Annotated in this window: 15 protein-coding genes; 7 read left to right on the forward strand and 8 right to left on the reverse strand. The window is 70.3% G+C overall.

Annotated elements, in window-relative coordinates:
• Window positions 1-29 precede the first annotated feature (29 nt).
• Window positions 30-1,763, reverse strand: coding sequence for a methionine--tRNA ligase (gene metG, locus ACZ37P_RS19780; RefSeq protein WP_355339630.1), 1,734 nt, complete (start codon window positions 1,761-1,763; stop codon window positions 30-32).
• Window positions 1,764-2,019: 256 nt separating this feature from the next.
• Here metG and ACZ37P_RS19785 point away from each other — a divergent pair, with 256 nt between their 5' ends.
• The gene (locus tag ACZ37P_RS19785) at window positions 2,020-2,256 is read left to right on the forward strand and encodes a DUF397 domain-containing protein (protein ID WP_355339633.1); all 237 of its coding nucleotides are present in this window, start codon (window positions 2,020-2,022) and stop codon (window positions 2,254-2,256) included.
• Window positions 2,257-2,295: 39 nt separating this feature from the next.
• On the opposite strand, the gene ACZ37P_RS19790 is transcribed toward ACZ37P_RS19785, so the two are convergent.
• Window positions 2,296-2,772, reverse strand: a complete 477-nt coding sequence (locus ACZ37P_RS19790; protein ID WP_355339636.1) for an ATP-binding protein — start codon at window positions 2,770-2,772, stop codon at window positions 2,296-2,298.
• A 181-nt stretch (window positions 2,773-2,953) separates the two neighbouring features.
• Between ACZ37P_RS19790 and ACZ37P_RS19795 the strand changes: the two genes are divergently transcribed.
• Both ACZ37P_RS19795 and ACZ37P_RS19800 read left to right on the forward strand, forming a co-directional pair.
• Window positions 2,954-3,820 carry a helix-turn-helix domain-containing protein gene (locus tag ACZ37P_RS19795; RefSeq protein WP_355339639.1) on the forward strand — a complete coding sequence of 289 codons (867 nt, stop codon included), beginning with the start codon at window positions 2,954-2,956 and terminating at the stop codon, window positions 3,818-3,820.
• A gap of 355 nt (window positions 3,821-4,175) precedes the next feature.
• Window positions 4,176-5,639, forward strand: a complete 1,464-nt coding sequence (locus ACZ37P_RS19800; protein WP_355339642.1) for an LCP family protein — start codon at window positions 4,176-4,178, stop codon at window positions 5,637-5,639.
• A gap of 584 nt (window positions 5,640-6,223) precedes the next feature.
• Here ACZ37P_RS19800 and ACZ37P_RS19805 read toward each other — a convergent pair.
• Window positions 6,224-6,664 carry a PPOX class F420-dependent oxidoreductase gene (locus tag ACZ37P_RS19805; RefSeq protein WP_355339645.1) on the reverse strand — a complete coding sequence of 147 codons (441 nt, stop codon included), beginning with the start codon at window positions 6,662-6,664 and terminating at the stop codon, window positions 6,224-6,226.
• A 32-nt stretch (window positions 6,665-6,696) separates the two neighbouring features.
• Window positions 6,697-6,933 (reverse strand): DUF2277 domain-containing protein, encoded by a 237-nt coding sequence (locus ACZ37P_RS19810; RefSeq protein WP_355339648.1) that lies wholly within the window; start codon window positions 6,931-6,933, stop codon window positions 6,697-6,699.
• Window positions 6,934-7,164: 231 nt separating this feature from the next.
• Here ACZ37P_RS19810 and ACZ37P_RS19815 point away from each other — a divergent pair, with 231 nt between their 5' ends.
• The 3 genes from ACZ37P_RS19815 to ACZ37P_RS19825 all read left to right on the forward strand — a co-directional run bounded on the left by ACZ37P_RS19815 (window position 7,165) and on the right by ACZ37P_RS19825 (window position 9,027).
• Window positions 7,165-8,001, forward strand: coding sequence for a chitosanase (locus ACZ37P_RS19815; protein WP_355340133.1), 837 nt, complete (start codon window positions 7,165-7,167; stop codon window positions 7,999-8,001).
• A gap of 105 nt (window positions 8,002-8,106) precedes the next feature.
• Entirely contained in the window at window positions 8,107-8,568 is a 462-nt protein-coding gene (locus tag ACZ37P_RS19820; RefSeq protein ID WP_391041855.1) for an RbsD/FucU domain-containing protein, read from the forward strand.
• Between the two features lie 96 nt (window positions 8,569-8,664).
• A complete protein-coding gene (locus ACZ37P_RS19825; RefSeq protein WP_355339653.1) occupies window positions 8,665-9,027 on the forward strand; it encodes a hypothetical protein in 363 nt (120 codons plus the stop codon).
• A gap of 7 nt (window positions 9,028-9,034) precedes the next feature.
• On the opposite strand, the gene ACZ37P_RS19830 is transcribed toward ACZ37P_RS19825, so the two are convergent.
• The 3 genes from ACZ37P_RS19830 to ACZ37P_RS19840 form a co-directional block, all read right to left on the reverse strand.
• Window positions 9,035-9,670, reverse strand: coding sequence for a TetR/AcrR family transcriptional regulator (locus ACZ37P_RS19830; RefSeq protein WP_401305587.1), 636 nt, complete (start codon window positions 9,668-9,670; stop codon window positions 9,035-9,037).
• A 45-nt stretch (window positions 9,671-9,715) separates the two neighbouring features.
• A complete protein-coding gene (locus tag ACZ37P_RS19835; RefSeq protein ID WP_467347727.1) occupies window positions 9,716-10,201 on the reverse strand; it encodes a GNAT family N-acetyltransferase in 486 nt (161 codons plus the stop codon).
• A gap of 119 nt (window positions 10,202-10,320) precedes the next feature.
• Window positions 10,321-11,169: a helix-turn-helix transcriptional regulator gene (locus ACZ37P_RS19840; RefSeq protein WP_391158623.1), complete on the reverse strand. Its 849-nt coding sequence runs from the start codon at window positions 11,167-11,169 to the stop codon at window positions 10,321-10,323.
• 101 nt (window positions 11,170-11,270) lie between these two features.
• Between ACZ37P_RS19840 and ACZ37P_RS19845 the strand changes: the two genes are divergently transcribed.
• Complete coding sequence (locus ACZ37P_RS19845) at window positions 11,271-11,984, forward strand: SDR family NAD(P)-dependent oxidoreductase (protein ID WP_355339665.1); 714 nt, start codon at window positions 11,271-11,273, stop codon at window positions 11,982-11,984.
• A 73-nt stretch (window positions 11,985-12,057) separates the two neighbouring features.
• Here ACZ37P_RS19845 and ACZ37P_RS19850 read toward each other — a convergent pair whose 3' ends face one another.
• Window positions 12,058-12,531: a carboxymuconolactone decarboxylase family protein gene (locus ACZ37P_RS19850; protein ID WP_355339668.1), complete on the reverse strand. Its 474-nt coding sequence runs from the start codon at window positions 12,529-12,531 to the stop codon at window positions 12,058-12,060.
• Between the last annotated feature and the right edge of the window lie 156 nt (window positions 12,532-12,687).

Genomic DNA, 12,687 nt, shown 5'->3' on the forward strand with positions numbered 1-12,687 from the left:
GGCCGTACGCACGGCCCCGATCGCGTTCCTCAGGCGGCCGGCGCGTCCGGGTCGCCGCCGAACCGCTCGATGTACGACGCCAGGTCCTCGTCGGAGATCTTCGCGAAGAGCACCGGCGGCACCGTGAAGGGGGTGCCCGCGGGCACCGAGTCCAGCGCGCGGGCCTCGTCGGCGGTGACCCAGCGGGCGTCGTCGGCGGGCAGCGCGAAGGCGGCCCGCATGGCGGCGGCCGAGGCCGGGATGAACGGCTCGGACACCACCGCGTAGAGGTGGATGAGATTCATCGCGGTACGCAGCGTGAGAGCGGCGCCGTCCTGGTCGGTCTTGATCTCCATCCAGGGGGCCTTCTCCTCCAGGTAGGAGTTGCCCGCACTCCACAGCGCCCGCAACGACTGCGCGGCCTTGCGGAATTGCAGCGTCTCCATGTGGCCCTCGTATTCGGCGAGCAGCGCGGCGATCTGCTCGCCGAGCTTCGCCTCGGCGGCGCCGGCCGCCGAACCCGCGGGCACTTCGTCGCCGAATCGCTTGCGCGAGAAGGACAGGACGCGGTTGACGAAATTGCCGAGGGTGTCGGCGAGGTCCTTGTTGACGCCCGCCGCGAACAGCTCCCAGGTGAAGGAGGTGTCGTCGGACTCCGGCGCGTTCGCGATGAGGAAGTAGCGCCAGTAGTCGGCGGGCAGCAACTCGAGGGCGGCGTCGGTGAAGACACCGCGGCGCTGCGAGGTGGAGAACTTGCCGCCGTAGTAGTTCAGCCAGTTGAAAGCCTTGACGTAGTCGACCTTCTTCCACGGTTCACGGGTGCCCAGTTGGGTCGCCGGGAACATCACGGTGTGGAAGGGCACATTGTCCTTGGCCATGAACTCGGTGTAACGGACCGTGTCGTCGGCCTCGTACCACCACGACTTCCAGTCCCGTACTTCACCCTCGGACGCGGCGTCGGCCCACTCCTTGGTGGAACCGATGTACTCGATGGGTGCGTCGAACCAGACGTAGAACACCTTTCCGTCCGCGGCCAGCTCCGGCCAGGTGTCGGCCGGTACGGGAACGCCCCAATCCAGGTCACGGGTGATGGCCCGGTCCTGGAGTCCCTCGGTGAGCCATTTCCGCGCGATGGACGAGGCCAGGGTGGGCCAGTCGGCGCCGTTCGCGTCGATCCACGCCTCGACCTCGCCGGCGAGCTTGGACTGGAGGAGGAACAGGTGCTTGGTCTCGCGGACCTCCAGCGCGCTGCTGCCGCTGATCGCGGAGCGCGCGTCGATGAGGTCGGTCGGGTCGAGCACCCGCGTGCAGTTCTCGCACTGGTCGCCGCGGGCCTTGTCGTACCCGCAGTACGGGCACGTGCCGACGATGTAGCGGTCGGGCAGGAAGCGTTCGTCGGCGAGCGAGTAGACCTGCCGGACGGCCCGCTCCTCGATGAAGCCGTTCTCGTTGAGCCTGCGCGCGAAGTGCTGGGTGATGTCGCGGTTCTCCGCCGAGGAGCTGCGGCCGAAGTGGTCGAAGGACAGCTCGAAGCCGTCGTAGATCGCCTTCTGCGCGAGGTGTGCCTGGCCGCAGAAGACGTCGACCGGCAGGCCCGCCTCCTTGGCGGCCAGCTCGGCGGGGGTGCCGTGCTCGTCGGTGGCGCAGATGTAGAGGACGTCGTGGCCGCGCTGCCGCAGATACCGCGAGTAGACGTCGGCCGGGAGCATGGACCCCACCATGTTGCCCAGATGCTTGATCCCGTTGATATAGGGGAGGGCTGAGGTGATGAGGTGACGCGCCATTGCGGGCTGCTCCCAATTCGTTGCGGGGAGTGAGTAATTCCTCTACGGACGGTCAATATCGTATCGGACGACCGGGGGGCATCCGCCGCCCCTTTTCCGGGTAGCCGGGCTGTGAAGGGCTGTGAACAGCCCCGGGGGGTCGAGCCCTGAAGATCACAGCGAGTGACTGCACGTGCACATGCACGTGCACATGCACGTGCCTGCCCAACGAGTTATGATCTGCCGTACCAGACATGGCACTTATGGGGAGTGGCTGATGCGCCGGACGCACAACGGAATGGCTGCAGAAGACCTACGTGGAGTGGTCTGGCAGAAGAGCCGTCACAGTAATGCCAATGGAACGTGCGTCGAGTTCGCCGCCCTGCCCGACGGCGAGGTCGCCGTACGGAATTCGCGCTTCCCCGAGGGTCCGGCGCTGATATACACACGTGCGGAGATCGAATCGATGATCATCGGCGTGAAAGCCGGTGAATTCGACCACCTGGTCCCGTAATGCGCCGGTTGCGCCGCGACCCGCGTGGAACCGGCGGAACTAACAGGGTCCGCCCGGTGTGAGAAAAAGCGCCCAGACGACCTTTCCCGTGCCGCTCAGCGGGTGCCATCCCCAGTTCTCGCTGAACGAGTCCACCAGATGAAGTCCGCGGCCGGTCTCGGCCACGAAATCAGGGTCCTTGGCGACGGGCGCCACCCCGCTGGGGTCACGCACCGCACACACTACGCGCGAGGTCCAGCGCACCAGGCTCAGCCGTACCGGGGCGCCGGGCGCGCCGATCGGCACCGCGTACCGCAGCGCGTTGGTCACCAGCTCGGACGCGACCAGTTCGACCGAGTCGCGGAGCGTGGACAGATCCCATCGTTGGAGCGTCGCGCGCGTGAAGTGACGTGCCTCACCCACTGACTCCAGGGCGGCGGGCAGCTCACAGGTGGCTCCGTTACCCGAGGCCACGCGCTCAGGCGCGAGCACTCCCTGCCATAACGGCTCCAGCACGGCGACTGCCTCTGCCTTCATACGTGCCCCCGGGGTATCTGCACGTCCACCATGCTCATGGATCAGCACCCTCCGATGCAAGAGCGTCTGCACGTGCATCTGCAAGGAATTGATGCACGTGTCGGTGGAGAGTGACCGAACGGGTACACCGCGCAGTCCGTTAGTGGCAGACTGCTGATGAACCAAGGGCGGAGCGTGACCTATGAGCGCAGGGCAGCCGGGAGGCGGGTCCATCGTGCGACGAATGCTGCTCGGAGCGCAGCTGCGGCGGCTGCGTGAGTCCAAGGGCATCACCCGCGAGCTGGCGGGCTACTCGATCCGGGCCTCCGAATCGAAGATCAGCCGCATGGAGCTGGGAAGAGTCAGTTTCAAGGAGCGTGACGTCGCCGATCTGCTGACCCTCTACGAGGTCACGGACGAAGCCGAGCGGGCGGCCATGCTGGGCCTGGTCCGCGAGGCCAACGCGGCCGGCTGGTGGCACGGATACGGCGAGGTCATGCCGACGTGGTTCCAGACGTACGTGGGCCTGGAGGAGTCGGCCGCGCTGATCCGCACCTTCGAAGTGCAGTTCGTGCACGGCCTGTTGCAGACCGAGGACTACATAAGATCGGTGATCCGGCTTGGTCACCCCGAGGCAGCCGTGCCCTGGGTGGAAAGACGAGTCGGTCTACGCCTGGAGCGGCAAAAGCTTCTCGTCTCCGAGCAGGCGCCCCACTTCGTCGCCGTCATGGACGAGGGCGCGCTGCGCCGTCCGTTCGGCGGCCGGCAGGTGATGATCGACCAGGTGCGGCACATCCTGGAAGCCGCCGAGCGGCCCAACGTCGACGTCCGCATCCTGCCGTTCGCCACGGGCGGGCACGCGGCGGGCGGCGGCGCCTTCACGCTGCTGAGCTTCCCGGAGTCCGATCTGCCGGACCTGGTCTACCTGGAGCAGCTCACCGGGGCGCTCTACATCGACAAGCCCGACGAAGTGGTCGAGTACCAGAAGGCGATGAACGCGCTGAGTGATGTCGCGCTGACGCCCACCGCTTCCCTGGACTGGCTGAACTCCTTCCAGCGCGAACTGTGAGTCGTGCGCCCGGGGCCGACTTCCGCCGATGACGGCGGGAGCCGGCCCTTCGCGTGCGCCCCGGCCCTTTGCGTGCGCCCGAGCCCTTTGCGTGCGCCCCGGCCCTTCGCGTGCGCCCCGGCCCTTCGCGTGCGCGCCGCGCCGCGGACAGCCGCGGATGCGGAGCTTCCGCTCCCGATTCCGTCACCCTCCCCGCATTGACGATTACCGAAATGCGCACCACGTACAGTGTCTCGCCGGGCAATTCCCCCGAGGCGGAGCCGGTGTGACGCGCGTCATACGAGCGGGATGGTTCAAGTGGTAAACGTTGGGGCTTCGTCGTGTGCGTGCGAGCCACCGGACTGAAGGTGTGGGAATGGGCGTTCGTGGGCGCAAGCGAGAACCCAAGCGCAGTCGCAAGCGCTGGATCATCGCGATATCCGTCGCCTTCGTGGTGCTGCTGGCCGGCGGCGCCGGCGCGATCTACCTGAAGCTCAACGCCAATATCTCGACGTTCGACTCGGCGGGGCTGAGCAAGAACCGGCCCAAGGCCGGGCCCGCGGACGCCAACGGCCACACCGCCGTCAACGTCCTGCTGATCGGCTCCGACACCCGCTCCGGCGCGAACGGCAAGCTCGGCGGCTCCGCCTCCGGCGACATCGGCCGCTCGGACACCACGATCCTGCTGCACGTCTACCCCGACCACAAACACGCGGTGGGCATCTCCGTACCGCGTGACTCGATGGTCGACATACCCCCGTGCCTGCTGCCCGACGGCAAGTGGTCGCCGGACCAGCCCAGGGCGCAGTTCAACTCGGCGTTCTCGATGGGCGACACGGCCAAGGGCAATCCGGCGTGTACGCAGAACACCATCGAGAAGCTGTCCGGGCTGCGCGTGGACCACACCATGGTGGTCGACTTCGAGGGCTTCGCGTCCATGACCTCCGCCGTGCACGGCGTCGAGGTCTGCGTGCCGAACAAGATCTACCAGGGGGACATGAACCCCAACCGCGGCAGCAAGGGCAAGGTCGTCCTCGACGCGGGCATGCAGAACCTCCAGGGCCAGCAGGCACTGGACTACGTCCGCGTACGGCACGGGGTCGGCGACAACTCCGACGTCGGCCGCATGCTGCGGCAGCAGGCGTTCCTGTCCGCCCTGATCGCCAAGATCAAGGGGCAGGGCATGAACCCGACGACGCTGCTGCCGCTGGCCGACGCCGCCACCAAGTCGCTCACCGTGGACCCGGGGCTCGGCAGCGCCACCAAGCTGATGTCCTTCGGGCTGTCGCTGAAGAACATCGACCTCAAGAACATCCAGTTCATCACCGCGCCGTGGAAGTACGACGGGCCGCGCATCGACCTCGTCCACCCCGACGTGGACGACCTCTTCGCGGAGCTGCGGGCCAACCGGACCCTGGAAGGCGTCGACGCCTCGGGCAAGCCGAAGTCGACGGCCTCCCCGACGCCCGCCGCCACGGTCGACGGCACCGGCGTCTCGGTCGGCGTCTTCAACGGCACCACCGTGGACGGGCTCGGCGGCAAGGCCGCCGACAAGCTCAAGGGCTCCGGCTACACCGTCACCGGGACCTCCACCGCCAAGTCCCAGGACCACGCCACCACCCGTATCGAGTACGGGCCCGCCGACAAGGCGCACGCCACCGAGCTCGCCAAGCTCTTTCCCGGCGCGGAGCTCGCTCCGCTCGACATCTCGGGCATCAATCTCGTCGTCGGCCAGGATTTCGCCTCGGCGGCGAGCAAGCCGAAGCCGTTGCCGACCAATCTCACGCAGCAGGCTCGCGCCGCGGACACCGACCCCTGCAAAAAACTCTCCTACGGCTAGCCCCCCGCCGGGCCCCTCCCGGCCAGGGCCCTCTTCCAGGGGCCCGACCCCAGGGCGGTTCCTCTGCGCTGGTCGGCACGCCGATCTTTTTGGGGCGCGGGCCTGGGGCGGTTCTTCTGCGCTGGGCGGCACGCCGATTTTTTGGGGGCGCGGGCCTGGGGCGGTTCTTCTGCGCTGGGCGGTACGCCGTGTTTTTTGGGGCGCGGGCCTGGGGCGGTTCTTTTGCCGGGGGGCCAGCCACGTGTTTTTAGGGGCGCGGGGAACTGCGCGCTCAGCCACGGCGGTGGTGCGCCGTGAGAACCGGCCCCAGCGGGGCAGATGCGGTTGTTTTCGGGCTGAAAGCCCGGTGGGGGCTGGTCGCGCAGTTCCCCGCGCCCCTAAAAAGATCGGCCCACCGTCCGGGCCAGGTGCGGGCACGGGGGCCGGGCCCCGGAAAAGATCCGGCCCACCGTCCCGGCCAGGTGCGGGGCCCGGGGCGGCGCCCCGGAAAAGATCCGGCCTACTGTCCCGGGGAGGTGCGGGGGCCGGGGCGGGGCCCCGGGAAAGATCGGCTTACCGTCCTGGGTGGGGGCGGGGCCCGGGGGCTAGTCGGCTACGGCGGCTTGGGCCGTGACACGGTTGATGCGGCCACGGACGAGATATTCACCGGGAACGGCGTTGCGGGCACCGAATTCGGCCCCCCGGGCGGAGCCCATGTAGCGGGAACCGATCTTGGTGGACCAGTGAAGCAGGGCGGCGGGGTCCTCGACGAGCTCGGCGGTGCACTCGAAGAGGACGTAGGAGTAGGGCGGCTCCTGATCGTCCACGCAGAGCGCGAAGCGGGCGTCGCGGCGCAGGGCCTTGCCCTTGAGGGAGTCGCTGCCGGTGTTGAAGACGACGCGGATGTCGGAGGGGTCGGTGTCGTCGAGCAGGAACCAGACGGGCGTGACGTGGGGACCGCCGTCCTTGCGCTGGACGGCGAGCTTCCCCGTGCGGGTACCGGTGGAGGCGAAGGCGCGCCATTCGGCCTCGGTCATGTGCTGCATGGGGTCAGGTTAGGGCCGGGCGGGTCCGGGGGTCAGGCCGCCCCGCCGTGGGCGCGGGCGGCGGCGCCGCGTACCTCCAGGCCGTCGAGGAGGTCGGCGGTGGCCGCGGCGACGGCGGCCACCGCGGCGTCGAAGACCTCCCGGTTGTGCGCGGCGGGCGCACGGAAACCGGAGATCTTGCGGACGTACTGGAGCGCCGCCGCTTCGATGTCGTCCTCGTCCGGATCGGGCGTCATCGGCGGTCGCAGGGTCTTGATGCTTCTGCACATGCCTCCAGTGTCGCGCGGGGGTACGACATCGCGACCCGAACTCGGTCGCGGCGGCCCCTTGGCGTGCGGCCGTCGCAGTGCTTCAATGCTCTCCATTGGTTAGGAACCTTTCCTAACTGCACAGCAGGCCCCCGCAGTTGGCCGTTCCTCCGACGGCCGGAAACGGAGACGCACGTGCACCGATCCCCCCACTCGCACCGCTCGAACCGGCGCCCCAGCCGCCGGATAGCCATGATCGCCGCCGTCGGCGTACTGGCGGGCGGCGGCGCCTCGCTGGCCCTGGCCACGGCGGGCAACGCGGCCACCGCGCCCGGCGCGCACGCCGCCGCCGTCGCGCCCAAGGCGGCGGCAGCCGGTCTCGCCGACCCGCACAAGAAGGAAATCGCGATGGAGCTGGTCTCCAGCGCGGAGAACTCCTCGCTGGACTGGAAGGCCCAGTACAAGTACATCGAGGACATCGGCGACGGCCGCGGCTACACCGCGGGCATCATCGGCTTCTGTTCCGGCACCGGCGACATGCTGGACCTGGTCAAGCACTACAACGACCTCAAGCCCGGCAACGTCCTGGCCAAGTACCTCCCCGCGCTGGAGAGCGTCAACGGCTCCGACTCGCACTCCGGCCTCGGCTCGGCCTTCGTGAGCGCGTGGAAGACCGCCGCCAAGGACACCGTCTTCCAGACCGCGCAGAACGACGAGCGCGACCGCGTCTACTTCAACCCGTCGGTCAACCAGGCCAAGACGGACGGCCTCGGCACCCTCGGCCAGTTCATCTACTACGACGCCATCGTGATGCACGGCCCCGGCGACGACTCCGTCAGCTTCGGCGGCATCCGCAAGACCGCCATGAAGAAGGCCAAGACCCCGGCCCAGGGCGGCAACGAGACCACGTACCTCAATGCCTTCCTCGACGCCCGCAAGGCCGCGATGAAGACCGAGGACGCCCACGACGACACCAGCCGCGTCGACACCGAGCAGCGCGTCTTCCTCAACGCGGGCAACCTCAACCTGGACCCGCCGCTGAAGTGGAAGACGTACGGGGACTCGTACCAGATCCTGACGCTTCCGTAGCGCCCGACGCTTCCCGCCCCCGGCCCGCCGACCCTTGTGTCGGCGGGCCGGGTACGCTCCCGGGGTCGGATGCAGAGATCGGATGTATCGAAGGAGCCGCCGCCCATGCTGCGCTACGGACTGACCCACCCCGCGATCCTCGCCGCGCTCGCCGCCGCGGGCCACGGCTCCCGCGTCCTGATCAGCGACGGCCACTATCCGCACACCACGGGCGCCAACCCGGCCGCCGAGCGCGTCTACCTCAACCTCAGCCCCGACCGGCTGCTGGTCACCGAGGTACTGGACGCCCTGGTCGACGCGATCCCGATCGAGGCGGCGGCCGTCATGACCCCGCCGCCTGACCGTGACGACACTTCCGAGACGTCCGACACTTCCGACCTTTCCGCGCCGGAGATCTTCGCGGAGTTCCGTGCCGCCCTCCCCGGCCTCACCCTCGACGGCCTCGACCGCTTCGCCTTCTACGACGCGGCCCGCGGCCCCGACACCGCCCTCGTGGTGGCCACCGGCGACCGGCGTACGTACGCCAATCTGCTGCTCACGATCGGAGTGCGGTCGGAGGACCGCTGAGCGGCGGACGGCCTTCGCCCCCTGCCGTCCCGGCCGGATGGCGGCTTACGCTGGGGCCCACACGCTGTGCACGCTCGACACGGGGGTTCCTTCCGTATGAACTGGCTCTGGTGGGTGATCGCCCTCTTCGCGGTCGGCGGTTTCACCTCGATCGCCGACACCGTCCGCACCGCGCTGCGCACCCGGCACGAGCGCACGATGGAGCGCCTTGAGGCGGACCGCAAGGAGCGCCGCGAGCTGGAGGCGGCGGGGCGCGGCCCCGAGCCGGTCTGCGGCTGCACCCACCACCTGGCCAAGCACGACAAGTCCGGCCGCTGCCACGAGACCGTCGAGGTCCCCACGGCCTGGGACGCGGACAAGAAGCCCACGCACTACGAGCCGGGCACGTGCAACTGCCAGCAGTACGTGGGCCCGCAGCCGCTCACCACGCTCTACGCCCAGGAGATCACCGACCTCTGACGACGCGTCAGCGCGGCTCCCGCGTGACGGTCGGCAGCGCGCGGGCCAGGGCGCGGGCGGTGCGCGCGGCGCGGGACTCCGCGCGGGCGACGGCGTCCGGCGCCGGGCCGAGCAGACCCTCCGCGAGGAAGAGGACCATGCCGTGCGCGGCCGAGGAGACGTCGAGTATCAACTCCACCGCGCGGTCGCCCGAGGTGAGGCGGCGGGCCGTCGGGAGCACGGCGGTCAGCACCTGGTCGCCCGCCGAAGCCAGGCTCGAATAGCGGGACTTGTCGAGTCCCGCGCTGAACGTGATGTCGAACAGGGCCCGTTCCTCCACCGCGAACCGGACATAGGCGGCGGCGAAGTCCGCCAACTGCTCGACCGGGTCCGCGGATTGACGGACGGCGGCCGAGAACCGGCGGTGCTGCTCGCGGTACCCGCGCTCGGCCAGCGCCGCCAGCAGCGCGTCCCGGTCGGCGAAGTGCTTGTACGGCGCCGCCGCGCTGACCCCCGCCCGCCGGCTGGCCTCCGCGAGCGTGAAGCCGTGCGGCCCGCGCTCGGCGACGAGGCCGAGGGCGGCCCGCTCCAGGGCGTTGCGGAGGTCGCCGTGGTGCTGTCCACTGCGGCGGGCCGGTGCGGTGCGCTCGGCAGGAGGCGTCATATCCGCAGGTTAACACCCGTCACCACAAGGTGAATCACCGTAACCTCAGGCGTTCGCGACCGGCGAGGGGCGCACCATGAACACGTCGACCGCGTCCTCCGTCTCCAGGACGAAGCCCCACCGTTCGTAGAGCCGCCGGGCGGCGCTGCCCTGGAGGACGTTCAGCCGTACGTCCTCGCCGCGCGCGTCGGCGCGGCCCAGCAGTTCCCGCAGCATGGCCGAGCCCAACCCCCGCCCCTGGTAGCGGGGTTCCAGATAGAAGTGTTCGAGCAGAGCGCCGCCGGTCTCGGCGGGCCGCAGCGTCACGCACCCGGCGAAGTCCCCCTCGACGGTGACGACCGAGGTGTACCGCGTCGAGAACGAGTCCCGCAGCCGCTGCCGTACCCGGTGCCCGTCGTACCGCCCGAGCCGTTCCAGATCCGCCCGCATCACGACGGCCCGCAACTCGGCTATCGGCTCCACGTCCCCCGCGACGGCCGCGCGCAGCGCCCACCGCAGGTCAGCGCTCTGTACCGCCCCATTCGTCCGCATCCCCCAAGTATCCGCGAGCGCCCGCGCCGCCTCGCCCCGGCCCCCCTCGCGCCACCGCACCGGCGGCAGACCGCGGGGGAGTCGTCCGCGCCGTCTTCCGCGAGGCGTACGGACGCGGGTCAGGTGCCGGGGGTCCCGGCGGGGCTGAGCGCCTGGGTGCCGACGACGCCGAGCAGGGTGAGGCGTTCGGCGTCCTCGGTGCCGGGCTCGGCGGTGTAGACCATGATCCGCAGATCGCTTCCGGCGACGCTGAGGATGTCGCAGTCCAGGGTCAGCGGGCCGACCACCGGGTGGTCGATCGTCTTGCGGGAGGCGTCGTGCCGGGTGACCTCGCCGGATTCCCACAGCTCGGCGAAGCGCGGGCTGCGGGCGCGCAGCTCGGCGACCAGGCGGCGCAGGCGCTGGTCGGCGGGGTAGCGGTTGGCGGTGGCGCGCAACTGGGCGACCTGGGAGATCTCCAGCAGCCGCAGCGACTCGGGGGTGTGGCGGACCCGGGAGCCGGAGCCGAGGAAATTGCGCCAGATCGCGTTGCGGTCGTTGCCTTGCTGCTGCCCCATCAGGGCCACGTACAGGGGGTTGGCCAGCAGCAGCGTCCACGCGGCGTCGCTGACGGCGACCGGCGTCCCGGTCAGCCGGTCGAGCATGCGCTGCACGCTCGGCGTGATGTACGCGGGGACGGTGCCCTGGCCCGGCGGTACGAGTCCGGCGACGTGGAAGAGGTGCTCGCGCTCGGCGGTGGTCAGCCGCAGCGCGCGGCCGAGCGCTTCGACGACCTGCTCGGAGGGGTTGGCCGCGCGGCCTTGTTCGAGCCGGGTGACGTAGTCGACGGAGATCCCGGCGAGCAGGGCCAGCTCCTCGCGGCGCAGCCCGGCCGCCCGCCGGTGGCCCCCGGCGGGCAGCCCGGCCGCCTCGGGGGAGACCCGGTCGCGCCAGCGCCGTACCGTGTGCCCGAACTCCGTGGTCGCCATGGTTCCACTGTGCACCGTGCGGCCCGCGCCGTCCTGGTACCGGCAGTCCCAGGAAGACCGGGCCACTGGCTGCCCCGGCGGGCCTGCCGCACCGTGGACGTATGACAACGACACTGATCACCGGAGCGAACAAGGGCCTCGGCTTCGAGACCGCCCGCCGCCTGCTGGCCGCGGGGCACACCGTCTACGTGGGCAGCCGGGACGCCGACCGCGGGCGGGAGGCCGTCGAGCGGCTGGGCGCGGGCGCGCGGGCGGTCCGGCTCGACGTCACCGACGACGCGTCCGTCGGGGCCGCGGCCGAGGCGATCGCGGCGGACGGCGGCCTCGACGTCCTGGTCAACAACGCGGGCATCGAGAGCAGGACCGCCGACAACGGCGTCGTCGGCGCCGCCGACCTGACCGCCGACGTCATGCGGGAGACGTTCGAGACGAACGTCTTCGGCCTGGTGCGCGTCACCCACGCGTTCCTGCCGCTGCTGCGCCGTTCGGCCGCGCCGGTCGTGGTCAACCTCAGCAGCGGCCTGGCCTCGCTGTCCCGGCTCAGCGCCCCCGGCACCCCCGCCTACGCGTATCCGGGCGTCGCGTACCCGGCGTCGAAGACCACCGTGAACATGATCACCGTGCAGTACGCGAAGGCGTTCCCCGAGATGCGGATCAACGCCGTCGAGCCCGGTTTCACCAAGACCGATCTGAACGGGAACACCGGGGTCCAGACGGTCGAGCAGGGCGCCGAGATCATCGTCCGGATGGCGCAGGTGCCGGCCGACGGCCCGACCGGCGGGTACTTCGACGCCGAGGGGCCGCTGCCCTGGTAGCCGCGGCCCCTGACGGGGCGGCCCCGACGGCCCCTGTACGCCGGGGCCGCGGGTGCCGCCCGCCCCTTGGCTCTCAGCCGAACATGCCCGGCTCGTAGTCCCCCGCGGGCTGCTGAATGATCACGTTCAGCCGGTTGAAGGCGTTGATCAGGGCGATGCCGGTGACGAGGGCGGCCAGCTCCTCCTCGTTGTAGTGCTTGGCGGCGTTCGCCCACACCTCGTCCGCGACGCCCCCGGCCGCGTCGGCGATACGGGTGCCCTGCTCGGCCAGCTCCAGCGCCGCGCGCTCGGCGTCGGTGAAGACCTTGGCCTCGCGCCAGGCGGCCACCAGATTGAGCCGCTGCTGCGTCTCCCCGGCCGCCGCCGCGTCCTTGGTGTGCATGTCGGTGCAGAATCCGCAGCCGTTGATCTGGCTGGCGCGCAGCCGTACCAGTTCCTGGGTCGCGAGCGGCACCGTCGAATCCGCCAGCACTTTGCCGGCCGCGGTGAGGTGCCGCAGCGACTTCGCGGCGAGCGGGCTCTCGAAAAGGTTCAGACGGGCTTCCATGGCGTTACTACTCCTCGCGCTCGTGCGTTTCCGCGCCGCCGCCGCCCTTCCACGACGTCCCCGGCGCACGCACCTCCCTGACGCCCCGCCCCACCCCGATGTGACCGCCCCCCGAAGTGACCCCCGTCTCCCCTCCGGGGGCGCGGGCGGGCGGGA

Source organism: Streptomyces sp. NPDC024632 (assembly GCF_055559175.1).